Origin of the sequence: Prevotella multiformis DSM 16608, assembly GCF_000191065.1 — a bacterium.
GTDB lineage: Bacteria > Bacteroidota > Bacteroidia > Bacteroidales > Bacteroidaceae > Prevotella > Prevotella multiformis.
This window is the reverse complement of record NZ_GL872282.1, coordinates 610,447-635,939: the sequence shown is the minus strand read 5'-3', so window position 1 is coordinate 635,939 and position 25,493 is coordinate 610,447. Positions and strand designations below refer to the sequence as shown.

16 protein-coding genes are annotated in these 25,493 nt (G+C 51.2%); 14 read left to right on the top strand and 2 right to left on the bottom strand.

Annotation, left to right across the window (positions count from 1 at the left end; genetic code table 11):
* Positions 1–9: 9 nt before the first annotated feature.
* The 14 genes from ftsH (at position 10) to HMPREF9141_RS02540 (ending at position 20,426) form a co-directional block, all read left to right on the top strand.
* A complete protein-coding gene (gene ftsH / locus HMPREF9141_RS02605) occupies positions 10–2,040 on the top strand; it encodes an ATP-dependent zinc metalloprotease FtsH (protein ID WP_007366891.1) in 2,031 nt (676 codons plus the stop codon).
* Between the two features lie 14 nt (positions 2,041–2,054).
* The gene (locus HMPREF9141_RS02600; RefSeq protein ID WP_007366890.1) at positions 2,055–2,924 is read left to right on the top strand and encodes a phosphatidate cytidylyltransferase; all 870 of its coding nucleotides are present in this window, start codon (positions 2,055–2,057) and stop codon (positions 2,922–2,924) included.
* Between the two features lie 235 nt (positions 2,925–3,159).
* Positions 3,160–3,924, top strand: a complete 765-nt coding sequence (locus HMPREF9141_RS02595) for a porin family protein (protein ID WP_007366888.1) — start codon at positions 3,160–3,162, stop codon at positions 3,922–3,924.
* A gap of 31 nt (positions 3,925–3,955) precedes the next feature.
* Complete coding sequence (locus tag HMPREF9141_RS02590) at positions 3,956–4,654, top strand: SprT-like domain-containing protein (RefSeq protein ID WP_040554162.1); 699 nt, start codon at positions 3,956–3,958, stop codon at positions 4,652–4,654.
* Positions 4,655–5,766: 1,112 nt separating this feature from the next.
* Positions 5,767–8,025, top strand: a complete 2,259-nt coding sequence (locus tag HMPREF9141_RS02585) for a TonB-dependent receptor family protein (RefSeq protein ID WP_040554160.1) — start codon at positions 5,767–5,769, stop codon at positions 8,023–8,025.
* A gap of 43 nt (positions 8,026–8,068) precedes the next feature.
* Entirely contained in the window at positions 8,069–11,455 is a 3,387-nt protein-coding gene (locus HMPREF9141_RS02580; protein WP_007366884.1) for a SusC/RagA family TonB-linked outer membrane protein, read from the top strand.
* A gap of 10 nt (positions 11,456–11,465) precedes the next feature.
* The gene (locus HMPREF9141_RS02575) at positions 11,466–12,992 is read left to right on the top strand and encodes a RagB/SusD family nutrient uptake outer membrane protein (protein ID WP_007366883.1); all 1,527 of its coding nucleotides are present in this window, start codon (positions 11,466–11,468) and stop codon (positions 12,990–12,992) included.
* A 30-nt stretch (positions 12,993–13,022) separates the two neighbouring features.
* Positions 13,023–13,994, top strand: coding sequence for a putative zinc-binding metallopeptidase (locus HMPREF9141_RS02570; protein WP_007366882.1), 972 nt, complete (start codon positions 13,023–13,025; stop codon positions 13,992–13,994).
* Positions 13,991–15,022, top strand: coding sequence for a DUF4302 domain-containing protein (locus tag HMPREF9141_RS02565; protein WP_007366881.1), 1,032 nt, complete (start codon positions 13,991–13,993; stop codon positions 15,020–15,022). The genes HMPREF9141_RS02570 and HMPREF9141_RS02565 overlap by 4 nt, the downstream gene beginning before the upstream one ends.
* A gap of 46 nt (positions 15,023–15,068) precedes the next feature.
* Positions 15,069–15,695 (top strand): hypothetical protein, encoded by a 627-nt coding sequence (locus tag HMPREF9141_RS02560; protein WP_007366880.1) that lies wholly within the window; start codon positions 15,069–15,071, stop codon positions 15,693–15,695.
* A gap of 10 nt (positions 15,696–15,705) precedes the next feature.
* The gene (locus tag HMPREF9141_RS02555; protein ID WP_007366879.1) at positions 15,706–16,902 is read left to right on the top strand and encodes a DUF4856 domain-containing protein; all 1,197 of its coding nucleotides are present in this window, start codon (positions 15,706–15,708) and stop codon (positions 16,900–16,902) included.
* An 11-nt stretch (positions 16,903–16,913) separates the two neighbouring features.
* Positions 16,914–18,074: a fibronectin type III domain-containing protein gene (locus HMPREF9141_RS02550; RefSeq protein ID WP_007366878.1), complete on the top strand. Its 1,161-nt coding sequence runs from the start codon at positions 16,914–16,916 to the stop codon at positions 18,072–18,074.
* A 6-nt stretch (positions 18,075–18,080) separates the two neighbouring features.
* The gene (locus HMPREF9141_RS02545; protein WP_007366877.1) at positions 18,081–18,995 is read left to right on the top strand and encodes a hypothetical protein; all 915 of its coding nucleotides are present in this window, start codon (positions 18,081–18,083) and stop codon (positions 18,993–18,995) included.
* A gap of 54 nt (positions 18,996–19,049) precedes the next feature.
* Positions 19,050–20,426 (top strand): leucine-rich repeat domain-containing protein, encoded by a 1,377-nt coding sequence (locus HMPREF9141_RS02540; RefSeq protein ID WP_007366876.1) that lies wholly within the window; start codon positions 19,050–19,052, stop codon positions 20,424–20,426.
* A gap of 1,399 nt (positions 20,427–21,825) precedes the next feature.
* On the opposite strand, the gene HMPREF9141_RS02530 is transcribed toward HMPREF9141_RS02540, so the two are convergent.
* Positions 21,826–22,017 carry a hypothetical protein gene (locus tag HMPREF9141_RS02530; RefSeq protein ID WP_007366874.1) on the bottom strand — a complete coding sequence of 64 codons (192 nt, stop codon included), beginning with the start codon at positions 22,015–22,017 and terminating at the stop codon, positions 21,826–21,828.
* A 13-nt stretch (positions 22,018–22,030) separates the two neighbouring features.
* A complete protein-coding gene (locus tag HMPREF9141_RS02525; protein ID WP_007366873.1) occupies positions 22,031–25,468 on the bottom strand; it encodes a leucine-rich repeat domain-containing protein in 3,438 nt (1,145 codons plus the stop codon).
* Positions 25,469–25,493 lie beyond the last annotated feature (25 nt).

Genomic DNA, 25,493 nt, shown 5'->3' with positions numbered 1-25,493 from the left:
ACCTCAGAAATGGACAAATCAACTCCCAACAACAAGCCGAATATGCCGAAGTTCAACATGAACTGGCTCTACATATTCGTCATCATTACCCTCGGAGTGGTGTTCTTTGCCGGAGGGAACGGACTGATGTCCGCAAGCGCCGGCGTAGAAAGAGACTACACCACCTTCAAGCAATACGTTGCCAAAGGGTATGGTACGAAGGTGGTTGTCAACAAGAGCACCAACACCCTCCGCATGTACGTCAGCCCCGACCACATCCGCGACATCTTCAAGCAGGGGACGCAGGAGGTGGGGACAGCTCCGTACGTGACCGTAGAAATCGGTTCGGTAGACAAGGTGGAGAGCTTCCTCGACCAGGCCGTGCAACAGAAGAAGATCGCCAGCTACAGCTACGAGAACAAGTCGGGCAACACCCTCCTCGACATCCTCGGCTCCATTGCTCCGTGGCTGTTGTTCTTCGGCATCTGGTACTTCCTCATGCGGCGCATGGGCGGCGGTGCCGGCGGTGCCGGCGGGGTCTTCAATGTAGGAAAGTCGAAGGCCAAGCTCTACGAGAAAGCCAATGAGATGGGCATCACCTTCAAGGACGTAGCCGGACAGACGGGAGCCAAGCAGGAGGTGCAGGAGATTGTCGAGTTCCTGAAGAACCCGAAGAAATATACCGACCTGGGCGGCAAGATCCCCAAGGGGGCGCTGCTCATCGGCCCTCCGGGAACGGGCAAGACCCTCCTGGCAAAGGCCGTCGCCGGCGAGGCGGGGGTGCCGTTCTTCTCCATGAGCGGCTCCGACTTCGTGGAGATGTTCGTCGGTGTCGGTGCGAGCCGTGTGCGCGACGTGTTCCGGCAGGCCAAAGAGAAAGCCCCCTGCATTATCTTCATCGACGAGATCGATGCCGTGGGACGTGCCCGCTCCAAGAATCCCGCCATGGGCGGAAACGACGAACGGGAGAATACCCTCAACGCCCTCCTGACCGAGATGGACGGCTTCGGGACCAATTCCGGCGTCATCGTCCTTGCGGCGACCAACCGTGTCGACATGCTCGACAAGGCGCTTCTCCGTGCCGGACGCTTCGACCGGCAGATACACGTGGATCTGCCCGACCTCACCGAGCGCAAGGCGATCTTCCAGGTCCACATGCGTCCTCTGAAACTGGAAAGGAACCTCGACATCGATCTCCTCGCACGCCAGACGCCGGGCTTCTCGGGCGCCGACATTGCCAACGTCTGCAATGAGGCGGCCCTCATCGCGGCCCGCCACGACAGCAAGGACGTGTCGAAGCAGGACTTCCTCGATGCCGTCGACCGTATCGTAGGCGGTCTGGAGAAGAAGACGAAGGTGATGACAGCCGAGGAGAAGCGCACCATCGCCATCCACGAAGCCGGCCATGCCACCATCAGCTGGTTCTGCGAGCATGCCGATCCGTTGGTCAAGGTGAGCATCGTCCCGCGCGGCCAGGCGCTCGGTGCGGCATGGTATCTGCCGGAAGAACGCCCCATCACCACCAAGGAACAGATGCTCGACGAGATGTGCTCGCTGCTCGGAGGCCGTGCGGCGGAAGAGCTCTTCACGGGCCATATCTCAACAGGAGCCATGAACGACCTCGAGCGGGCGACGAAGAGCGCCTATGGCATGATCGCCTATGCCGGCATGGGCGACAGGCTGCCGAACATCTGCTATTACAACAACGATGAGTACAGCTTCCAGAAGCCTTACTCTGACACGACGGCCAAGACCATCGACGAAGAAGTCCTGAAGATGATCAACGGACAGTATGCGCGTGCCAAGCAGATCCTGACCGAGCACCGGGAAGGACACAACCAGCTGGCACAGCTCCTCGTCGACCGGGAGGTCATCATGGCGGAGGATGTGGAGAGGATCTTCGGCAGACGGCCCTGGGTCAGCCGCACGCAGGAGCTGCTTGAACAGCAGGAGAAGGCGCAGCCCCGGCTCGAGGATATGCCGGAGGAGGTGAAGAAAGCCCAGGCCGAGCACGAAGCGCGTGTGGCACGGGAAGGAAGCGACAAAGCCAGTGATCTATAAATTAGCGTACAGTTATGAGCGATAAACAGAAAAACTTGATGGTCAGAGCCGCCACAGGCATCGTCTTCGTCGTCGTCATGGTGCTGGGCATCCTGCACCCTTACGGTCTGATTGCCCTCTTCGCACTCATCACGGGAGCGACCCTGTGGGAATACACAGGGCTGGCAAACAGCATCAAAGGGGTGAAGGTCAACCGTTTCATCTCCACCATTGCAGGAATCTGCTTCTTCCTGTCGACTGCCGTCCTGCGGCTGACACCCGCAGAGGGGTTCGTCGTATTCGTCCCTTACGTGCTGACCCTGATCTACCTGTTCGTGGCGGAGCTGTACCTGAAGAACGAGAATCCTGTCAACAGCTGGGCATACACCATGCTGGGACAGCTGTACATCGCCCTGCCCTTCTCGCTGATCAACGTCCTGGCCTTCCAGCAGAACGGACTGGGACAGACGACCTTCGACTTCCTGCTGCCTCTGAGCGTCTTCGTCTTCCTGTGGACGAATGATACCGGGGCTTACCTCAGCGGATCGCTCTTCGGCAGGCACAAGCTCTTCCCGCGCATCAGCCCTGGGAAGAGCTGGGAGGGAAGCATCGGAGGCGGCATCCTCGTACTCATCGTGGCAGCCGTCATCGGCTGTCTCGCCAATACGGGGGCTGTCCCTCATCTGCTGGGCATCCCCGCCTGGATGGGGCTGGGGCTGGTCGTGGTGGTATTCGGCACATGGGGCGACCTCGTCGAAAGCCTCTTCAAGCGGACACTCGGAATCAAAGACAGCGGGAAGATCCTGCCGGGACACGGCGGCATGCTCGACCGTTTCGACTCGTCGCTCATGGCGATACCGGCAGCCGTGGTGTACCTCTATACATTGACACTTATACAGGGCTGACCTCTGCTCCATCAGCCAAAAGGCATACCCGATGTTCCATCAGGCAAGGACAGAAGTCCCCATCAAGGCAGGCTGGAAAGCCTGCCTTTGTTGTTTATAACACGTCCTTGCCCATGGGAAACACATACCGGCCTTTGCTTTTACAATTTTATTTTCTAACTTTGCAGCATCATCAGCAAAGACTGTATAAATTCTCAAGAAGTCCATATACTGATATTATCCAACATCCAAAACAATGAAGAAGCTCGCCTATCTTGCAGCGGCACTTGTCATGCCTTGGACTGCAGCAGCACAGAACAGTCGCGGCAGACTGACCCTGACACCACGTATCGGCATGACAGTCTCCGACTTCGCCTGTTGTCCCATCCACGACCAGTACGGTCCCAAAGCCGGCTTCATCGCCGGTGCAGATCTCGAATACAGCCTCAGCCGGACCTTTTCCCTCTCTGCAGGACTCTTCTACAGCATGCAGGGAGCCAGGGAGAACGCAGTCATGCTGACGACCTTCACCCAGACTCCAGACCAAGAAACAATTTATACCGGTCCTGCCGGAAGCACCCTGCGTATCGTCACGGGTAAGAATGCACACATTGATTTCGACCGGGACACCAGCCCGGGCTACTTCTATCTCACCAGTCCCAGAATCCATCTTAGTTACATCAGCGTACCTGTAACCGTACAGGCTCATGTGTGGAAAGGACTGGCCTTGAGGCTCGGAGCACAATGGGATCACCTGGCAAGTGCTCACATGAAAGCGAAACAGGAAACGAAAATCAATGGGACTGTCAGGTTCGGCGATTATGACCGGAACATAAGAAAAGAGTTCCACAAAGATGCCGTTGCCATTCCCATAGGAGTTTCCTATAACTACAAGAACATAGAGCTGGATGCCCGTTATCTGTGGGGAGTCACGAAGATTGCCGACACGAACGATCCCGATGACAAAGAAGTGATGAACAGTACCTTCGCCATAACCTTGGGCTACAGGTTCCACCTATAGCACCACCCTTTTCAAAAACAGATCCGTCTCGATGTCCTCTTTCTCAAAGATATGCCGTCAGGACTCCTCTTCCCGGCCCGATGCAAGCGGAACGCCGGAGAGAGGAAGCCTGCTTGAACGCTTCAACAGATACAATGCCCTCATCTTCGACGGACGGCTTCCTGTCCCCCGGCTGAGATGGTCGCGTGCCAGAACCCGTCTGGGACAGATGGCATGCAGACGGAAGACAAGCCTGGGGCGCACAAAATACTACGACTACACCCTTTCCGTCTCAACTTATTATGAACTCACGGAAGAGCAGACAGACGATGTGCTCATCCATGAGATGATTCACTATTCCATTGCCTACACGGGACTGAAAGACACCTCTCCGCATGGTGTCATCTTCCGCAGCATGATGGAAAAGATCAACCGGCGTTTTGGAAGACACGTCACCGTCTCCGTCAACACCCGTGACCTGCACGCACGGGAGGCGCAGCAGCCCGCAGACTGTCTGGTACTGGCACTGGAGATGAAGGACGGCAAATGCTACCTTTCTTCCGTCAACCCGTCCGCTGCCGGCAGACTGGCAGCCACGCTCGCACAGGCGCATGAGATAGCCCGTTACGGCTGGTACAGGTCGGAGGATGACTTCTTCCGCAATATGCCGCGTGTGCGTTCCCTGCGGGGCAGGTGCGTCACAGCCGACTTCTACAATTCCATGCTGCACAAGATGACTCTGCTGAAGTGACCTGACATCGGCGGAGTTCACTCCCTGCCTCTGTGTGACGGTTCATCAAGGTCGTCAACGCACGGAGCAGACCTCATCACTCCAGATTCCTGAAGAGCCGAAAATAAAAGGGTGCTTCCGTTCAATGCGCGGATGCTTTCCGTATGGCTTTAACGGAAGATCCGAAGTTAATCACTAAATAAAAACATAGCCGGGACCATCAGCTGTCCATTCTGTTATCCTCCTCCGATACAAAAACTTTTCATTTTAATACGTTGTAAATACAGAAAAGGTTTTGAAAAACCATTACATAATTTCAAACAATTCATCTGCAAATATGAAAAACACGTGCAAAAAGCAGGTCTGCAACCGGCAGTGAATCAATCGGTTATTAAGCTGTTCGTAAAAGGTGCCTGATTGGGCTTCAAAAGGGCGTTGATAACACGCTGAAGGAGCACCTGCTGCAGGCCAGTCAGGCCTCTTTTAGAAGCCAGAAGGGCATGTGCTGCTTTGCACTGCATGAAAACAGTTTACAAATGCCGATAATACGGGAACAGGTTGTCTGTAGAAGACGGAAAGACCTGCCGATGGACAGGCATCGTATCAATCTGCCTTTCCTGCATCTTACCTTGTAGTCTATCCTCCTTTGTAAGACCCTCTGATTCTGGACGGCCATGCCCTGCAAGCGTATAAGCCTTTGTTCCATTTCCCATCTGCACATTTAACGGAAGAACCGATAAAGGCAACATGGTGCTTACACGCTTTCAGAACCGCATCCCCTCGTCTGTCCGCAGACAGAGCGTTAGAGGGAGGGCGATCATGATTCTGAATTGTGGGTTTTGAAGTGGACACGGGCTGCATTCGGGGAGACATCCCCCCTCTTTTCCGAGGCGTTTGGGAAGGGCGGGAAGTTACGATGACGGCTTCATTTTGAATGAAGGCATCATTTAAAATACTTACAAATAGGTATTGTGGAAATGGGCAAGACGTATTACCTTTGCAGAGAATTTACAAACAAGATATAAGCAACTTATCTACAGGCCGTGACATGCTGATGCTTGGCTGTCATAAAAGATGAATCTCCGGATTCTCAACCCGATGCGTGGGTTGCTATATGGTTGATAACCTTTATTATGTTTTATAATACAAGACCGATGTTGTCGCTGCTGTTTGCTCTGACACCGATGGGCATGTGTGCCCAGGCGCAAGACAGCTTGCAGGCAGCAGGGAAGAGTGCCTTGACGGACTCGGTGCATAGGATGACCGAAGTGATTGTACGCTCCAACCAGATGCTGGGGAGCAAGTTTGAAGCCCGTAACCGTACAGGTTCGGCTTATTATATCTCTCCTGCCGAGATCGTGAAGTTCGGTTACACCGATATTAACCGCATGCTCAAGAGCGTGCCGGGGGTGAATGTCTACGAAGAGGACGGATATGGTCTTCGCCCGAACATCAGCCTTCGGGGAACCAAAGCCGAGCGCAGTGAGCGTATCACCCTGATGGAGGACGGCGTGCTGGCCGCCCCTGCTCCCTATGCCGCCCCTGCCGCTTATTACTTCCCGAATGCGGGCCGTATGTATGCCATTGAGGTCCTGAAGGGCAGCAGTCAGGTGCAATACGGTCCTTTCACGACGGGCGGCGCCATCAATATGGTGTCTACTCCCATCCCTTCCAAGTTCAGTCTGAAGGCGAACGCATCCTATGGCAGCTACAACACCTTGAAGTCCTACCTCGGCGTAGGCAACCGCTTCAAGTACACCGGATTCCTTATCGAGTATCTGCGTTACCAGTCCGATGGATTCCGGAAGGACGTTCCGAACGAGCGGACCGGATTCAGACGCAATGACATCATCGCTAAGTTTTCGGCCCAGACCCGTCATGAGGAAGGAATCAACCACCTGTTTGAACTGAAGTTCGGCTTTGCCAATGAGACCTCAGACGAGACTTATCTCGGTCTGACCGAACACGATTTCGCACTCCGCCCGTATTTTCGTTACGCCGGAGCACAGAAGGACAACCTCAAGACGAGACATACCCAGTGGGTGGCGACCTACGTCATAGAGTCGCCGAGGAAACTCAAGATCACGACCGACTTATACTATAATTACTTTTTTCGTAACTGGTATAAACTCAACGAGGTAAGGGTGGGGAACACCAAAGGCGAGCGCCGTTCCATTGATGCGGTATTGGCCGATCCCGAGACAAACAAATCCTATTTTGATATTGTGACCGGTCAGGCCGACTACATGGGCGAGGCTCTGATGCTGCGTGCCAACCACCGTGTCTACCGCTCGCGAGGCATCCAGTCGAAGGGAGAATACCGCACGATGCTGTGGAACGGATACCTCACTGCCGAGCTCGGACTGCGTTATCACGCTGACAGCGAAGACCGTTTTCAGCAGGATGATGGCTATTCCATGCAGGGAGGGCGCATGCGGCTCTTTCGGGCGGGGCTTCCCGGAAGCAATGCCAACCGCATTACCACTGCGCACGCCTGGTCCGGTTACTGGCTGGGGAAGTGGTCGAAAGGGATCGTCACCCTTACTGCCGGCATGCGCTACGAAGACGTCGATCTGTTGAAGAGAGACTACACCAAGGCCGATCCCCGCCGGACGGGAATGGTGCGCATCGAGACTTCCAACCGTGCAAGAGCACTGTTGCCCGGCATTGGGGTGAACGTCAGGCTCCTGCCGGCACTGTCGGCTTTCGGCGGTCTTCATAAGGGCTTCGCGCCTCCAAGTGTCACGCTGAATCAGAAAGCGGAGAGCAGCGTCAACGTCGAGGCCGGACTGCGGTACACCACCGCGAAGATGAAGGCCGAGGCAATCGTGTTTAACAACAACTACTCCAACATGTTGGGGAGTGACCTCGCCGCACAGGGCGGTCAGGGGACACTGGAGCAGTTCAACGTGGGCAGGGCACTGGTCAATGGACTGGAGTTCATGCTCCATTATCAGCCTGTCCCGCAGCATCTCGCCCTCCGTCTGCCCTTGCAGCTGTCTTACACCTACACCCATACGGAGATGAAAAACGATTTCGTCAGTTCGGCCTGGGGGCATGTCGTCTATGGAGACGAGATACCTTATATATATAAGCACGCTTTGAACTTGCAGATCGGACTTGAGTATAAATGGCTGGAAGCCAATTTCGGGGCACGGTACAATGGTGACATGCGCACAACGGCAGGACAGGGGCGCATTGCCGAAAGCGAGAAGATTCCGCATCATCTTATTCTGGATGCGTCATTGAAGGGGCGTGTAAACAAGTATCTCACGCTTACGCTGAATGCGATCAATCTGACGAACAGACGATACCTCGTATCCCGTCACCCGTCAGGACTGCGTGCCGGTCATCCCTTAGGCGTGTACGGCGGCTTGCTGCTGAAGCTCTGACTCGTATGCAACCCTGTATTATATAAAAATCAAAAGACCTATCATGATAATAGAAACAGACAGACTTGTCAACAAACGAAAGTCCCTGCTCACCCTTTTGCTGCTGTTCATTGCCGTTGCCCTGACGGCTCAGACGACGGGAACCGTCACTGGAACGGTCAGGAACGAACAGGGAGAAACGCTCATCGGCGCCTTTGTACAGGTAATGGAAACTAAACAGAAGGCAGTGAGCGACATGGACGGCCGCTTCGCCATCAACGCTTCGCAGGGACAGACCTTGCAGGTGAGTTACATCGGCATGACGACCCGGAAGGTGAAGGTGAACGGCCAGGACATGGCCGTCACGCTGAAAGCCGATGCGCGGGAGATCGATGAAGTGGTCGTAACAGGCTATCAGAACATCCGCAACCGGGTATATACCGGTGCGGCGACATCGGTCAAGATGGATGACATCAAGCTGGAAGGCGTTGCCGACGTATCGCGGATGCTGGAAGGACGGGTTCCCGGTCTGTCCATCCAGAGCATATCGGGAACATTCGGTTCGGCCCCTCGCATCAATATCCGTGGCGGCGCCTCGATCATCGGAAACGTGCAGCCTCTGTACGTGATAGACGGTGCTGTGTATGAAGACCTGGTGCACCTCAGCCTCGACCAGCTCGCCTCCGGTGACGCCGTGACGCTCATCTCCTCGGCAATATCAGGTCTGAATCCCGCCGATATACAGGACATCCAGGTGCTGAAGGATGCTTCCGCCACCTCCGTCTACGGTGCCCGCGCCCTGAACGGCGTGATCGTCATCACCACGAAAGCAGGCAGACGGGAGTCGCCCCTGCGTGTGACTTATTCCACGGAGAACTCCATCCGTCTGAAACCGAGGTACGGGGACTTCGACCTGCTGAACTCACAGGAGACCATGTCGCTCTATCAGGAGATGAATGACAAGGGCTATTTCGGCGTGACCCAGTCGCTGTATGGACGGCGGAGCGGTATCTATTACCAGTTATACAAGGCTGTCAGCACCGTCAATCCGGCGACAGGCACCTTCTATCTGCCCAATACGCCCGAGGCAAAGATGGACTTCCTGCGTAAGAGAGAGTATGCCAATACCAACTGGTTCGGCCTCCTCTTCACGATGAATCCTGCCACCAACCACATGATAACCCTGTCAGGCGGCGGCAAGAGCACGGCTACTTACGCCTCGCTCGGCTTCTATCATGATGCCGGCTGGACGATAGCCGACAAGGTGAGCCGCTTCACGGCGAACGTAAAGAACACCTTTTATATCAGCGACTGGCTGACGGCCACGCTCACGGCACAGGGCAACATCCGGTCGCAGAAAGCACCGGGAACGATGCCGCAGCGCAAGAACAACACCTTGGGAGTGTTTGAACGCGACTTCGATATCAACCCGTTTTCGTATGCTCTGGGTACGAGCAGGACTTTGAGCCCTTATGATGAAAAAGGCGATCTGGCGTATTATCGCAATAACTGGGCGCCTTTCAACATCTTCAACGAGTATGCCAACAACAAGATGGACATCAATGTCCTGGACTTCAAGATACAGTCGGAAGCCACCTGTCGAATCAATCCTGACCTTGCCCTGAAAGGCTTGGTGGCCTTGCGGCAGGCCTATACGAGCACGACGCACGAGGTGCGTGAAGGCTCGAACATCATACAGGCCTTCCGTGCGAACGAGAACCCCTTTGTGGCCAAAGAGAACATCTACTTGATACACGACAAGGACAATCCGCAGCTGCAACCGAAGATCGGCCTGACCCACGGGGGCATCCTCAACAAGACAGAAGCCTCCTTGAAGAGTTTTCTGGGACGTATCGCCGTCGACTTTGACAAGCGGCTGGGAGAACACGACCTGAAGGCTTTCGCCTTCACGGAGCTGCGTTCGGCTGTCCGCACAACCAATCCTTTCCAGGGTTACGGAATACAATATGACCGTGGCAGTCAGGTATATACCAATCCTTTGATATTCAATAAGCTCATTGATGAAGGGAACAGTTACTTCAGCTACCACAAGCGGAATGACCGCGGGATCACCTTCTCTTTCAATGGCACTTATGGGTATGCCGGCAAGTACATATTCAATGTCGTGGTCAATACCGAAGGATCGAACACGTCGGGAAAAGGCGCGCGTGCACTGTGGCTGCCCACTTGGAACGTCGGAGGAAAGTGGAACTTGGACCGGGAGGAATGGCTGAAGGATCATCGGACCGTCTCCCGCCTGGCCCTGAGAGCCAGTTACGGTCTGACTGCGAAGATGAACGAAGAGGCCGTCAATGCCAATGCCGTCTATAAGAGCGGGATAGCGAATCGGTTCCATTTCGGCGACAGAGAGAACAAGCTCAGCATCCTCCACTTAGAGAACAGAGACCTGACCTGGGAGAAGATGTACGAACTGAACATCGGCATGGAACTGGGCTTGTTCGACAACCGGATCAGCACGACCTTGGATGTCTACCAGCGCAATACATTCGATCTCATCGACCTCGTCCGTACATCGGGAGTAGGAGGTGAATACTACAAGTACGCCAACTTCGGTGATATGCGTACACAGGGCGTGGAACTCGGAGTGCATACGAAGAACATTGTCAGCAAGGACTTCCAGTGGTCGACGAGCCTCACCCTGAGTGCCATGAACCAGAAGATCACACGCCTGCTGAACACCCCGAATGCCTTCGACATGGTCGCCGGACGAGGCAGGGGGAACATTGTCGGCTATCCGCGGGGCTCCCTCTTCGCCTTTAACTTCCAGGGGCTGGACCAGAACGGTCTGCCGACTTTCGACTTCGGACTCTATCCTTCCAATCAGGGGGAGTATGCGAAGAATGCCGGGGCAGACTTCCTCGACACGCAGTATGCCAAGTCTTACCTCTTGTATTACGGGCCTATTGAACCGCAGGTGATAGGGGGCCTGTCGAATACCTTCAAGTATAAAGACTGGGAACTGTCGTTCTTTCTGACCATGCAGGCGGGCAACAAGATCCGGCTGAACCCCACTTTCGATCCCGAGTTCGGTGATCTGAACGTCTTTTCAAAGTCCTACTACAACCGCTGGCTCAACCCCGGAGACGAGAGAAGGACGGATGTCCCGGTGCTTCCGTCGCAAGAGCTGATCGGAAAAGTGGGCAGGGAGAACATCGAGAGGGCGTACAATACCTATAACTACTCGCAGATGATGGTCGCAGACGGCAGTTTCGTGCGCATGAAGAATGTCTCTTTAGCCTATCATGTGCCCGGTGACTTCCTGAAGAAGATGAGGCTGCAGACGATGGATCTGCGCCTTAACGTGACCAATCCCTTCCTCCTCTATTCGGACAAGAAGCTCAAGGGACAGGATCCGGAGTACTACAAGTCGGGCGGCGTGTCACTGCCTACTCCAAAGCAATATACCCTGACGTTGAACATTGGTTTCTAATTGATCGAAGATGAAGAAATACATATCACTGCTGCTTTTGGCCGCCGGCTTTCTGTTTGCCGGCTGTAACGACTTTCTCGACAAGAGCCCCGATTCGGAATTGGATGTCGATATTGACTCGGAAAAGAAGATAGCCGAACTGCTCACGGGCGCCTATCCCGAAGCAAGCTACATACCCTTTCTTGAACCGAGGACGGATGATGTGGAGGAACGCGCGAACGGCGTTCATACACGACTGAATGAGGCCATGTTCTTCTGGGAAGACTATGATCAGGAGGACTTGGATACGCCTCTCAATTATTGGAATGCGTGTTACAAGGGCATTGCGCAGGCCAACAAGGCATTGGAACTGTTAAGCCGCTACCCTAAGACGGAGCGTGTGAAGGCGTTGTACGGAGAGGCTTTCCTGTTGCGTGCCTACCTGCATTTCATGCTGGTGAATATATGGGCGGAGCCTTATGGCGGGGCTTCGGATAATCCCGGAATACCCTATATCACGAAGCCGGAGAAGCATGCCTTGGTGGATTACGGCCGCGGGACTGTGAATGAGGTGTACGATAAGATAGAGAAAGACCTGCGCCTGGGTGTGTCCCTGGTGACGGATGACTATTATGCACACCCTAAGTTCCATTTCAACAAGAAAGCCGCTTACGCCTTCGCGACCCGCTTCTATCTCATGAAAGGGGAATGGCGGAATGTGATTGAATATGCCGATTATGTCTTGGGGAGCGACCCGAAGCGCCAGCTCCGGTCATGGCGTCGTTACGCTGATGAGATGGAGTTTTCTCCACAGAACCTATACCATCGGTACATGGCCGTGGATGAACCTGCCAACCTCTTGCTGACGGCAACGGAATCGCGCTGGGTCCGTTCGGTGGTGAATGAGAAATATGGCTCTACGTTCAACACGGTCGATGACATCTTTGCCAAAAGAGGCATCGAAGGGGGCGGGGACTACGCAAAGATGAATTTTGTCGGTACTTACCTCTTCACCTCCTCACCGGCTCCCACCATCACAGGACGGTATATGGCTAAGTTCGACGAACTGGCCGGTTCGGAGCAGACAGGTACCAAGCCGCGCGGCATCTATGTGACCAATGCGCTCTTCACCGTCGATGAGGTGCTCCTCAACAGGATGGAGGCTTACGCCATGCTGAGGAACTACGACCATGCCATTGACGATTACCTGCAGTACATGCAAGGTAAGTTCGGCTTCATGCCGTCCGTCGAACGGGCAGTGTACACATCGACTAACAGCAATCGGTACAACCGGTATTCCCCCTTCTACGGGATGACCTTGAAGCAGCTTGCAATGGTGCAGCTGATACTCGACTTCCGCCAGAAGGAGTTCTATCAGGAGGGTCTGCGCTGGTTCGACATACGCCGCTTCCACATCGCTGTGAAGCGTTCGTCGAAGAGTGCCTATTACTTCCCCTTGGAAAAAGACGACCCCCGGAAAGTGCTTCAGATACCGGCGGAAGCCATCCAGCGGGGGCTTGCCCCCAACCCCCGTGATCGTCAGCAATTGCCGCGATAAGTAGGATGAACAAGTAAACAGATTAGTAAGATGATAAAGATAAAGACAATCCTTCTCCTGTCCGCAGTCGTCGTTCTTGCTGCCTGCGACAGCGAGAAACTGAGTGAGACAAGCGTCATCGACGAAGGAAAGAAACAGATCGCAGCCACCGGACTGGACAAGTGGATCATTGAGAATATCACGGTTCCTTATGGAATAGAAGTGGTCTATCGATGGGAAAAGAACGCAGGCTCGACAGGCACCTTCATCTATCCTCCGAAGCTGGAGAACGTCCGCAGGGTGCTTGAGGCTGTACGGACGATGGGCCTGGAGACCTATCGGTTGAAAGAGACGGGCGGGGAGAAACTGCTGCCCGGAAGGCTTCCCGTCAGGTTGTACCTGTATGGAGGCGGCAACCCGGATACGCATGGTGTGGAACGGCTGGACAATCCCCAGCTCACCGCGAAGGAGATGTGTGTCTATCACGTAGACGATTTCAACCCTGCTGACAACGACAAGGTGTTTGTCCTGATGCGCAGCGTCCACCATCAGTTGGCCAGGTGCCTGATGCTGCACATCGCCTATGACCGCGACAGGTTCTCGATGATCAGCGGACAGCGGTACACGGGTTCGACAGAGCCTCTGGCCGCCCCTTTGAGCTATGCACGCACCGGGAAGGAGCGGTTCGGACTTGACTCCTATGCCAACAAACGCGGTCTTTACACCATGTTAGGCTTCCTCTCGCCCGAAGATGATTTTGCCGAAATCATCAGCGCCACGCTCACCAGTACCCCTAAAGAGCTGTACGATGCTGCTGTTTCAGCCCGGACTCCCGACACAGACATCGATCCCGAGGTCAACGCCCGCTATGCAGAAGAGGCAAAGCAGGCCTACAAGGAGTTTACTGAGAAACAGTCATTTGTGGACGAATATGTGCTGAAGAACTGGCATATAGACCTGAAGCAAATGCAGGTAATCAGCATTAGGAGAATCAATGCTTACGTTAAACAACACCAGAGATGAATTACAGAAGAATGAAATACTGCCTCTTTGCGCTGGTCTGCCTGCTGACGGCTTGCACCGCCAATGACGATGTGTTCGACAAGAGTCCGTCACAGCGTAACAAGGAGAGCATCGCTGATTTGAAAAAGGAACTCGTCCAGGCACCTTACGGATGGCGTGTCCTTTACTTCCCGAAGACCGACTCCCTGCTCTTTTCCAACCCGTCGGAACTGATCTCGCAACAGGCTTTCAGGGGGCGTTATGGCTATGGGGGCGACTGCTATACAATGCAGTTCAGGGACGACAACACAGTCGTAATGCGTGCCGACTATACCGAGCAGACCGCCTCACAGCCGATGACGAGCGAGTATGTCGTGGGCCGGAACAGTTTCACGCAGCTGACCTTCTCCACCTATAACTATATCCATCAACTGGTCAACGACCGCTTTGAAGGGTCTTCAGACTTCCTTTATATGGGGCGGAACGAGGACGGCGACCTTGTCTTCCGCACGGCCTCCTATCTTCAACCCGCACGTGAATACATTGTCTTCTCGAAGTTGAAAGCACCGGAGGAGACGACCTCCTTCGTGCAGAAAGCGTATGAGAACCGGGCGTTCTTCGAGCGTATGAAGAACCCGCAACTGCGTATCCATCGTGGCGGGCGCACCTTCTTTCAAAGCGACATATACATCAAACGCAATGTGGAGACCAACCAGGCTCTGTTGAAGGAGATCGTTGCGAAGCGGTATTACCTCTTCCTTTTCACACAGAAGAAGAACCCTGTTCCGGGCTATCCGGCCAAGGAGATGACCGGATTAGGCTCCGGTTATGCAGGCACGGAGCAGGGCATCACCTTCCGGTCAGGGCTGCGTTACGACAGTAAAACGATGTTCTTCGACTTCCAGCGGCAGGGCGACCGCTTCACAGCCGAACTGGTGTCGGTTTACGACCCGATGTCACGCACCACCCGGCTTGTCAGCAGGCACCTGCATCCCGAAGGTGAGTTTACAGGTCTGGAAGCCGAGATCTGGGACGAACCGACTGATTAGTCCGATGACGGAACATAGATAATGACAGCTGATAAAAATATCAATCATGGTGAAGAAAATAATTGATTATATGCTGATAGGCATACTGCTTCTTGCGACGAGTTGCACAAGAGGCAGTGAAGACTATGCCGAGGAAGACTACGGCAAACTGTTTCCTTTCAAGGGAATAGACAAGCCGAAGCTCTCATACGAAGACCAGGTCATACAGCTCGGGAATCCCGATGCGCCTGTTACGGATTATGTGTATCCGGGTGTGGAGATCGCCGATAACGTGCGGGAATACACCGTTACGCTCACGTGTTCCTATACGGAGGTGGACCTCTTGGGACAGCTCGTGCCGGATAACGACATCTCTTCCCGGTACACGGTGAGGTACATTTCGCCCGATAAAAAGCTGCAGGTCATTGCGAGCAGCCGTCGGGATGATACGGCGACGACCTTCCTGGCGAATGGAAAAGAGCATAAGCTCTCCTTTACCGCGCGCTCCGGTTATCCCATGTATATCTGCGTGAACGGCGTCGGTCCCCGTGGCTCTTCCATCAGGGCGGCCATCTCTGCCGTATCAGAAGACGGGCTCACGATCGTGAAGCCGCTCACAGTCAACCAGCATCAGAACGAAGAGGGAATCGACAAGATAAAGTCTCCTTTCTGTGGTTATATTATCCTTCCATAATAGAGAAAAGATGAGAAAGAAGTCAATCCAATATCTTTTAGTGTTCTTACTGCCGCTGGCATTCTCCGCATGCAGCCAATGGGAGGGGGAGACGGTGGAGTCGGCTTATCGTGAACCGACCGTCCCTGATCCTGTCTATCAGTTTAAACGCAATGGGGCAAGCAGCGTCGATTACCTGGAGTGCAGCTTGTTGCGCGACCCCATGGACTATATCTATAACAGCTACTTGAAGATTGCCGCCATCATGTATCCGGCCAACATGGCGAAGGTACAGGACTATTTCCGCAATGGCGAGTTCGGCTTGAAACCCATAGAGGAGATTGCAGCCTCCCCTTTGCACAGGGCCGACCGCAGACACATCCTGGCCGATATTGACGACATCTTCACCACTACGGGCCGGTTGAGCGGTCTGTCCCAGCCCAGTCCCGGGACGGCCCGCAACCATCGTGCGGAACGGGGAGTGGCAGGCTATGTGGGTACGAACATCGGTGATGTCAACATCGCCTTTGTCAACGAGAAAGGGCTTGTCGTGGCAGAACTGTTTAATGGTATCGTATGGGGAGGCGTGTACCTTGACAAGGTGCTGAACGTGCATCTCAATGACAGCTTGTATAATGACGGCCGTCTGCGGCACGACCATGAGCAGACGAAACTGCTGCCTGGCCGCAATTACACGGAGCTTGAACACCATTGGGACCTGGCTTATGGCTACTATCAGTATTGGCTGCCTGTGATCCAGACAAGCGGCCTGCCTGTGCTGCGCGAGAGCCGCATCAGGATCTATAACGCCTTTGCACGAGGGCGGCAGTCGCTCACGGAGTATCGTTATGACGATGTACATGAGCAGTTACGGCTGATTAGAAGCGAGTTGTCAAAGGTCGCCGCCGTACAGGCCATGACGTTCCTTGTGGGTGAAATCACCCGTGTCAATCTCGATGAAGACGCCCGGAACGCCCTTGTGTTCCTGTCCCGTGGCTGCGGAGCGGTATATGGTCTGCAGTTCACCGTACAGTCTTCCGGCAAGCCACACCTCGGTTATGAAGAGGTGAGACAATATATCAGTCAGCTCACGGCAGGGGACGGGCTCTGGGATAAGCAGCGGCTTCTGGCACCGGAGACGACCGGGGGGTCGCTGCGCAATATAGCTTCCGCTATCGGCAGGCACTATGGTCTGACGCTTGCAGACATCAATCCGTTTAATCAATAAACACGTATCCTATGACAAATAAAATCTATCTCTTTCTGTTCTGCCTGTTGTCCTTCTCTTATACGGCGGAAGGGCAGATAGGACACGAACTGATACCCAATGGAGGATTTGAAGAATATCCTCCTGAGACGAAGCAGCCGGGCGATGAGGAGGAAGAAGACGAGGGGAAAGCCCCTGACTATTATGACCCTTATCTCAAACCGAAGTATTGGTACTTCAATTCCTCATTGGCTTACTCGAGGACAAAAGATGCCCATGACGGCACTTACGCCATAAAACTCTATCCCAATGGGGGCTCTTTCTTCTCACGCGACAAGGACTTCAATCCTTATCACATCGTGGTGGAACCGGGTGCTGAATACCAGCTTACTTACTGGTACAAAGGCTCTTTGAAACGTCCGAACATCACCGTGACGGTGGACTGGTATCGTGACCTGACATCCATAAAGAAGGATTCGCGCGAGAAAGACAAGGTCCGGACGTCTGCGGATCAATGGCAGAAGAAGACCATGACATTCAAAGCGCCGGCGGGAGTGAACCGTGCCGGTGTGGGCTTGTATATTGAGAATGACTATGAGTCGGCAGAGTCGGGCGGGTTCGTCCTCATCGATGACATCTCCTTCAAAATGACAAAGGAGGGAACGGGGACGGCCACTCTGGAGGCTCCTTCTAACCTCACGGCGCATCCGCAGCAACGTGAGATGGAACTCTCATGGAGGCCTGTTGCCGATACGGATGTGCAGTATCAGGTGCTGGTGGACGGGCAGCCTGTTGCCACAACCAAGGCTGTGTCATTCATCGTCGAGGGGCTCGAACCCGGCAGTTCTCACAGGTTCAGCGTGAAGAGTGTCAAAGGGGCGGAGCAGTCGAAACCTTCTGACGCTGTCACGCAGCAGACGCAAAGCATGAACATGGGCGTTGAGGAAGAAGGACGCATACCTTATTTGTATTGGGTGAAAGAGGCTGGAACCTGTCCTCGAAGCCTGCCGCTTTATTATCACGACCTGGCTGATCCGAATGCGGCCATTGCTTATCAGGTAGACGGCACGCCGGTTACGCCGGTTGACGGAAAGATTGTCTTCGCAACGAAGGGACAGCATATTCTGCAGATTGAGATTGTGGAAACGCCCGGACGGAAGTGGGAGATTGAATATAAACTGATGGTAGATTAAGACGTTATGAAACAGAAGCTATATCTTTTCTTACTCTTTGCTTGCAGCATCCTGCCTGCAGCCTGCGACAAAGACAATCAGCAGGAAGCGAAGGACATACAGCTTAGCGGAGAGAATCCGGACGAAGTCTCGCTCACGAAACTGTCCACACGTATGTTCCTGCTGACGGGCGGTACCGGGAAATATGTCTCTTATGTCGCCGATTCAAAAGTAGCGGGAGTGAGTGTCAGCAAGGACACCCTGCGCGTGAACGGCATCCTGGAGGGAAACACCTATGCGACCATCATCTCCGGCGATGTGCGCCGGCGGATAGACATCCATGTGGTTGCTCCGGAAATCAGCATCAGTCAGTCGGAGGTAAGACTCTTCCCGCGGGATGAAAGCAGATTCGTCAGTCTGAATGGCGGGGGCGATATTGCCGACCTGAAAGTGGACGACCCTGATAAAGTGATAAGCGTCAAATGGAATGCGAAGACCAATATCCTGGAGATCCAGGCACACTATGAAGGGGAGGCGAAGATACGGGTCATCTCGCAGGACAGGCAGGAGAAGACGTTGAAAGTGACGGTACGTTGCGAGGGGACAGCCGCTTGCGTGGGAGTGTATGGCACCACTTCGCACAGCCTCTATGCGCAGATGAACACGGTGATGGCGGTCCGCCGCCCCGGCGTGGGTGTCTGGCTCTGTAACGGAGCGCGCCCTTATTCTTCACGGAAGGTCGTTAAGATTACCCCGGCTGTCGTCAACCCTGTTGCCGGAACGTACGTCTCGGTCTCGCTCTCAATGCTTTATCCAGACGAGTTCAGTAGCAGTGGACTGAAAGAGGGGACGCATCGTTTGTACGTTGAAGAGGTCCGGGAGAAGGACGTCGTACTGCGTGGCCGTGGCTATAAATTCGTTATTCCTTATGAGAAAAGGTGATCCTTGGAATCCTGAGGCATCTGTTTTAAAAACATAAAAAACAATCGGAAACAAATGAAGATCTTTACATCAAAGAAAGTATTGACCGTAATTGCACTGGCATGTGCGTGTTTCACCGTCCATGCCCAGGAGTCATTGACAGTGACAACAGTGGCTGGGAAGCTCGCAGAGCATATTCCTGCTGCCAGGAAGTATCAGATAACCGACTTGAAGGTATCGGGCGAAATCGACGGGACCGACATCCTTCTCCTGCGCCAGATGGCAGGCAAAGGACTCAAGGAGGACGATCAGACGGAGGGCAGACTGACCTCTTTGGACCTCTCGGAGGTACGTGTCGTTGAAGGCGGAGAGAACTATTGCGCGATAAAGCAAGGTCTGTCAACCAAGTATTATAAGCCTGTGGAAGAGGATGTCATACCTCCTTATATGTTCTATAAGCTCGCCCGGCTCACGAAGATCCAGCTCCCTGCTTCGGCAAAGAAGATAGACAAGTCCGCTCTGACGGGCTGTACGGCTCTGGCAGAATGTGCCATCCCTGAGGCGGTAACAGTCATTGGGGATTACGCCTTCGCACAGTGCGAAAAGCTCGCGTCGGCAGCGTTCCCGTCTGCTTTGGAAGAGATCGGGGCGCACGCATTCGAGGGCTGCTCCGCCCTTTCCACACTTTCCGAGTTCCCCCGGACATTGGCGGATATAGGGGAGAACGCCTTTTACAAGACGGCCGTGACGGCATTCTCTGTATCGGAGGAAAGCGATGATTATGCTGCTGTTGAGGGGGTGCTCTATAACAAGGACCGGACTTCTCTCGTTGCTTACCCTACCGGCAGCACGGCGACGACAATACAGTTCCCGGACGAGATCGCCGATATCGAAGCGAACGCCTGCGCCTATGCCGGGAACCTGAAGACGCTTGTCCTGCCTGAAGGACTTACCAACATAGGCGAGGGCGCGTTTGCTTACGCTGGCCTGACGCATATAACGTCTCTTGCCTCTGGGTTGTCCGTTAAGGAGCAGGCCTTTGCGGGTTGTGCGGACCTGGTAAGCGTCAACTTCAAGGGAGCCGTCTCCGGTATCGAGAAGAAAGCTTTCTTCGGTGCGAAGAAGCTGGCCGTTGTTCATTTCGCAGGTACGGGTATCCCGGAGTTCGGAGAGTCTGTCTTTACAGCTTTTCGCACGCAGCTCTCCATCTATGTACCTGCTGAGATGGTTGCGAAATTCAAGGAGACCATCACGAAGAAGAAAGTTGTCTTGGGCAGCCGATACGATGTCCTCGATATTACTACATCGGATATCAAGACCGCAGATCAGCTTTACAACGTCTCCGAGTCAGCACGTTATGACTTGAATGGCAACCGCCTCTCTGCACCGGCAAAGGGTGTCAACGTCATCAGGCTGTCGAACGGAAAGACCATCAAGGCAATAGAGCGATAGGCGGAGAATGCCTCACTTCCCGAGAGGGTGTGTCGGAACAGACACACCCTCTCTTTTTTTTGCTCCTCCGCGCACCGACGTTGCCTCCGTTATAGGGGCTTACCTCCGCTCCCTGCCTCTGTGTGGTATTTCATCAAAGTCGTCAACGCACGGGACAGACCTCATCACGCCAGATTCCTGAAGACCCCCGAATGGTTCTTCCGTTAAACGCATGGATGCTTTCCGTATAGCTTTAGCGGAAGACCCGAGGTGGTTCCCTAAACAAAAACATGGCCAAGACCGTCAACTGTCCATTCTGTCCTCCTCCTCCGATACAAAGACCTTTTCAATTTCAATACGTTGGAAACACAGACAAGATTCTGAAAAGTCATTACATAATCTCAAACAAATCATCTGCAAATAAAAAGAATACGTACAAAAAGCAGGTTTGCGACAAGCAGTCAATCAGTCGGTTATTAAGCCGTTTACAAAAGGTGCTTGATTGGACTTCAAAAGGGCGTTGGTAACACGCTAAAGGAGCACCTGTTGCAGGTCAATCAGGCATCTTTTAGAAGCCAGAAGAGCATGTGTCAGCTTTGAGCTGCATAAAAATGTTTACAAACACCGATGATATGGAAATAAATTGTGTGTAAAAGACGGAAAGACAGGCTGACGGACAGGCATCGTATCCATTTGTCTTTTCTGCATTTTATCTTGCAGTTTGTCCTCCTTTGCAAGACCATCCGTTTTGGGACGGTCATACCCTGCAGGTAAACTTTGAAAGAGTCCTTCCAAGAACAAACTTTCCCAAAAGGGACCAATATCCTGTCGTTCGTGGCACTTTTATCACTCAGAACCTTGGATAGGTCTGAAATCTGTTGTATGTCTGTATTCACAGAAGAAATGTCAATGTTCTGCATAACAATTGATCACACGTGCAAATATACAAAGAAAAACAATTGGCATTTCTTCTTCCCCATTTTGTTTCAATGACTTATGACACTTGTCCCTGTTAAGTGGGAAGCTTTAGCTGAGCATTAAAAAGCCTTGTTACTGCGGAATGATTACATAATACGTCTATGACAGAAAAGGAATAAGCGTGTGATGTGGGAACGTGCGTTCGTTTGCACGCCATATCCACATCTATTTCTGTTTTTTTCTTGCGGGTTTCGGAAACTTTAGTTATCTTTGCAGCCGGTATAACTATTGACAAGTGAGCAAGTTGGAGAGGAGTTTTTTTCTACGACCATTGTCTTTGTATAATAAATGCATGGGTACGGAGCAGGGAAATCGAAATTTTCTTGTAAATTTGTCGTCGAATTATTTGGTGGTTCCAAATAATCGGACATCAATAATAAAAAACGCGGAACGTATAGATGACCCTATCGTTCCGCGTAATTTCTAATTATATAGCTATGGGTTAATCTTCCCAAACGCTATGTTTTGACCACTCATTAGCAGTCTCTTCGTCAAACATGTTGTTCTCCTTTGCTCCAATCTCTTCATTTGGATCGTAGTTTCCACCTACACCAGGACTGGCAGTCAGCATGAGGTGTTCATTCTTCATGCGAACAGCCTCTGTTACTGGGATAATATATTTCTTTTTTTCCATAATTCCTTTGTTGTTATTTAACAATTACCTTGCGACCGTTCTGGATGTAGATACCACGCTGTGGTGTGGTTACACGCTGGCCATTGAGGTTATAGTAAACATTATCAGCAGGCTTCTCTGCATCAACTGACATGATACCCGTTGTTGATGAGTCATCGTCAGAGAATGAGAACATAACCTTAGCTCCTGCAGGTATATTTCCAAGTGAAGCATAAGCCTTATGGATTGGGAACTGTACCGTTTGTGTAAGCTTTTCAAAGATACCTTTTTTCTTTGTAATCACATAAACAGGACCGCCTTCCTCAGTAGGTGACACACTGCGTGAATTTACAGTAACACCACGCATGACGTTACCATTTATGGTATATTTTACATCATCCTTCTCACCGATAGTATAGAAGAAATCGGCTGGTGTAGCCTCTTTGTCAAGAACCTTCAGCAATACGCCTGTTTCAGCAGGTACATAACCATAGTGACCTCTTACACCACCGTTAACGTCAACACTTGTCATACTTACGTGATATGTAGAAATACCATAGTCACCGTTACCAATCTTTATATCTGTTCTCTTAGAAACGAAAGCTGCAACATCGGTGTTGTTATTCTCTGCCTTGTAAGCACTGAAGTCTGTATCGAACTCACGAGCAAATGTTCCGTACTTATTTGTGATGAACTTTTTAACAGGAATCTTATAGTCAATCTGACTGATGAAGTTGAATTCACTCTCTTTGAATTTATGGATAGCACGGTCATAAACCTTCTTATTCCATTTCTCTCTATAGATTGGAAGTGCAGACTTCTTTACATATACCTTAGTTGTAGGTGCAAACTCGTTATAGTTGGTGCCTGTTTCGTCGAGTTCAAAGCGAGTAGTACTCAACATCTTTGCAGTAGGTTCGCTCTCAATGAAGAACACACTCTCAACAGTACTTTGAAGGTTATTCTTGTCCTTGTTTGTAACGAAAGCCTTAGCACCGATGTACTCTACATTCTTCTTAACAACAACTTCCTTAATTTTATTGTTTACGCCTTCAAAAGCATAATCACCAATCAAGTTTACTTCATACTTCTTACCCTCGTGCTCGATTTCTGTAGGAAGTACAAAGGTATAATCCTCACGCTTCGTTTTGAGCATATTCACACTCTTATCAGACATCGCAATGTATTCCTCATCGTTTACGAAGAATGACTTTTTAATACCACCCTTGAACTTCTTGTAGAATTCATTGTTGGCATATTGATCATAAAGTTCCTTACGAACGTTGATAGTTATGTTCTTAAACATATCATCAGCCTGAGAACCATCATCGAATGACATGTTATTTTGTGCCTGATTAATCTTGCTTGGATCAATCATATCGTCGCAGAGGAAAGTGATAGTATTCAAGTTCTTACAGAGACCGAAAGCACGTCGACCAATTTCTTTCACCTTGTTAGGGATGGTCACGTTAGTCAGCTTCTCGCAATTTAAGAAAGAGTTGTCACCAATCTTCTTAATAGATGGAGGGAGCAAGGTGAACTTGCTGTTTGCTTTGCCTGGAGGGAAGAGAATAAGAGTCTCCTTATCTGGAGAAAGCAAGTAACCATCTATACTTGAGTATACTGTATTTTCTTTATCTATATTAATATCTGTGAGGTTATCACAGTATTTAAATGCTTCTGGGTCAATGCGGGTGGTATATTTTTTAATATTGATTACCTCAAGAGCCTTACACTTAAGGAAAGCCTCTTTTTCAATTTCTTTAACCTTCTCAGGGAGACTAATAGTTGTTAAACCACAGTCAGCAAAAGCACCTTCTCCAATTTTTTCAATATCAGCATTCTCATCGAATTTTACGGTCTTCATATTCGCACAACCAGTGAAAGCGTTGCGTTCGATATTTGTTACCGTTTTAGGGAAATTGAATGTTTCAAAATTCTTAAGATCTTGGAATGCATTTGCCTTGATTGTTTTCAGAGGGCAAGTTCCTTTAAAATTGAAGTTCTTCAGATTTTTGTTGGTTTTAAAAGCATCTTCTTCAATAGTTTCTATTTTCGAACCATTTGGAACATTAATCGTCTCCAAAATATCACAATCGACAAACGATTTGCCTATTTTATCAATAGAAGAAGGCAAGGTTACCTCTTTCAGTTTAGGGCAAGTCCAGAATGCATAATTTTCAAGTTTCGTCAGGTTGGATGGTTCTTTGAATTCAACTGAGCTAAGATTGTAATTCTGACGGAAAGCTTCACCCTTGATTCTCTTGACGTTAGTTGGAATCACCAGAGAGGTTATCCAACTTGCGCCCTGAAATGCCTTATCTCCAATTTCCTCAACCGTATTAGGGATTGTATAAGACTTATCCTTCTTTCCAATCGGATAAAAATAAAGTATTTTTTTATCAGCTGAGAAGAGAACACCATCTTCTGCAGAAAAATCGGGATTACCAGGTGCAACAGCGTAAGCCTCAAGTTTAGGACAGTTCTCGAAAGCACCCTGGACTAATCCGTCCTTCTTAAGATTCTTAGGAAGAGTAATCTTCTTTAGGTTTGGAAGGTGTGCAATAGCTGAGACATCCACTTTTGTCACTTCATTTAAATTGATATCAGTTAGGGAAGGAGTTCCACTAAAGCCATTACCAGCAATTCCAGCAACTCCTGCAGGAACTGTATATGTTGCCTGATTCTTTGCGTGTGGATAACGAATCAATTTATTAGGTCCCTTGGTGAAAAGAACTCCATCTACTACTTGGTAATTTGTACCAACACCATCCATAACAAACGCCTCTAACGTAGATGTTGAAGCAATAGTAGGCCAGAAATCATCCACTTTTTCTAAGGTTGTAGGTAATTTAATTTTTTTCAGATTTTCAGAATCGCGAAAAGCAGCTTTGGTTATATACTTTACAGTTATATTTACGGTATAAGTATCACCGCCCACCTTGCTCATAATGTTATAAGGAACTGTGCGCAACTCTGTCTTACCTTTTGTGTAGAGTACTCCATTTTCATCTGATTCAAACTTAGGGTTCTCTGAAGCAACATGGCACTCTGGATTTTTTGATAACTTTATCCATGCATTTGTTTGGATTTCAGCTACATTCTTAGGAATATCAATTCGCGTAATTTTAGAATCAGAAAAACTGCCATCATTAATCTTCACTATTGATTCGGGCATTGTAACTGACGTAACATTCTTACAGTTATAATCACCCTCTGCTCCAATCTCTGTAACCTTGAAAGTTATTCCCCTACCATCATTTACTGTAGCAGGAATATCCACATGTCCAGTTTTCGTTGTGCCAACAAACATCAATTTAGGATCTTTGCCATGACCATCTTCTTCCAGGACTTTGTAGCTGAGTCCTTCAAACGTGACAACCTTGTCCTTTGTATACGCCCAAAGGAAATTAGGTATTGCCGCAAATAGCAATGCCAATAATAAAAGTTTAATTTTTACCATGTTTATCATTTAAATGTGATTAATATGGGTCAGT

Bases quoted from the DNA above. Each gene is read 5' to 3' on its own strand.
- HMPREF9141_RS02585 (WP_040554160.1), top strand. From the start codon at position 5,767: ATGTTTTATAATACAAGACCGATGTTGTCGCTGCTGTTTGCTCTGACA.
- HMPREF9141_RS02545 (WP_007366877.1), top strand. From the start codon at position 18,081: ATGAAACAGAAGCTATATCTTTTCTTACTCTTTGCTTGCAGCATCCTG.
- HMPREF9141_RS02525 (WP_007366873.1), bottom strand. From the start codon at position 25,468: ATGATAAACATGGTAAAAATTAAACTTTTATTATTGGCATTGCTATTT.
- HMPREF9141_RS02600 (WP_007366890.1), top strand. From the start codon at position 2,055: ATGAGCGATAAACAGAAAAACTTGATGGTCAGAGCCGCCACAGGCATC.
- HMPREF9141_RS02570 (WP_007366882.1), top strand. From the start codon at position 13,023: ATGATAAAGATAAAGACAATCCTTCTCCTGTCCGCAGTCGTCGTTCTT.
- HMPREF9141_RS02575 (WP_007366883.1), top strand. From the start codon at position 11,466: ATGAAGAAATACATATCACTGCTGCTTTTGGCCGCCGGCTTTCTGTTT.
- ftsH (WP_007366891.1), top strand. From the start codon at position 10: ATGGACAAATCAACTCCCAACAACAAGCCGAATATGCCGAAGTTCAAC.
- HMPREF9141_RS02550 (WP_007366878.1), top strand. From the start codon at position 16,914: ATGACAAATAAAATCTATCTCTTTCTGTTCTGCCTGTTGTCCTTCTCT.
- HMPREF9141_RS02565 (WP_007366881.1), top strand. From the start codon at position 13,991: ATGAATTACAGAAGAATGAAATACTGCCTCTTTGCGCTGGTCTGCCTG.
- HMPREF9141_RS02580 (WP_007366884.1), top strand. From the start codon at position 8,069: ATGATAATAGAAACAGACAGACTTGTCAACAAACGAAAGTCCCTGCTC.
- HMPREF9141_RS02540 (WP_007366876.1), top strand. From the start codon at position 19,050: ATGAAGATCTTTACATCAAAGAAAGTATTGACCGTAATTGCACTGGCA.
- HMPREF9141_RS02590 (WP_040554162.1), top strand. From the start codon at position 3,956: ATGTCCTCTTTCTCAAAGATATGCCGTCAGGACTCCTCTTCCCGGCCC.
- HMPREF9141_RS02530 (WP_007366874.1), bottom strand. From the start codon at position 22,017: ATGGAAAAAAAGAAATATATTATCCCAGTAACAGAGGCTGTTCGCATG.
- HMPREF9141_RS02555 (WP_007366879.1), top strand. From the start codon at position 15,706: ATGAGAAAGAAGTCAATCCAATATCTTTTAGTGTTCTTACTGCCGCTG.
- HMPREF9141_RS02560 (WP_007366880.1), top strand. From the start codon at position 15,069: ATGGTGAAGAAAATAATTGATTATATGCTGATAGGCATACTGCTTCTT.
- HMPREF9141_RS02595 (WP_007366888.1), top strand. From the start codon at position 3,160: ATGAAGAAGCTCGCCTATCTTGCAGCGGCACTTGTCATGCCTTGGACT.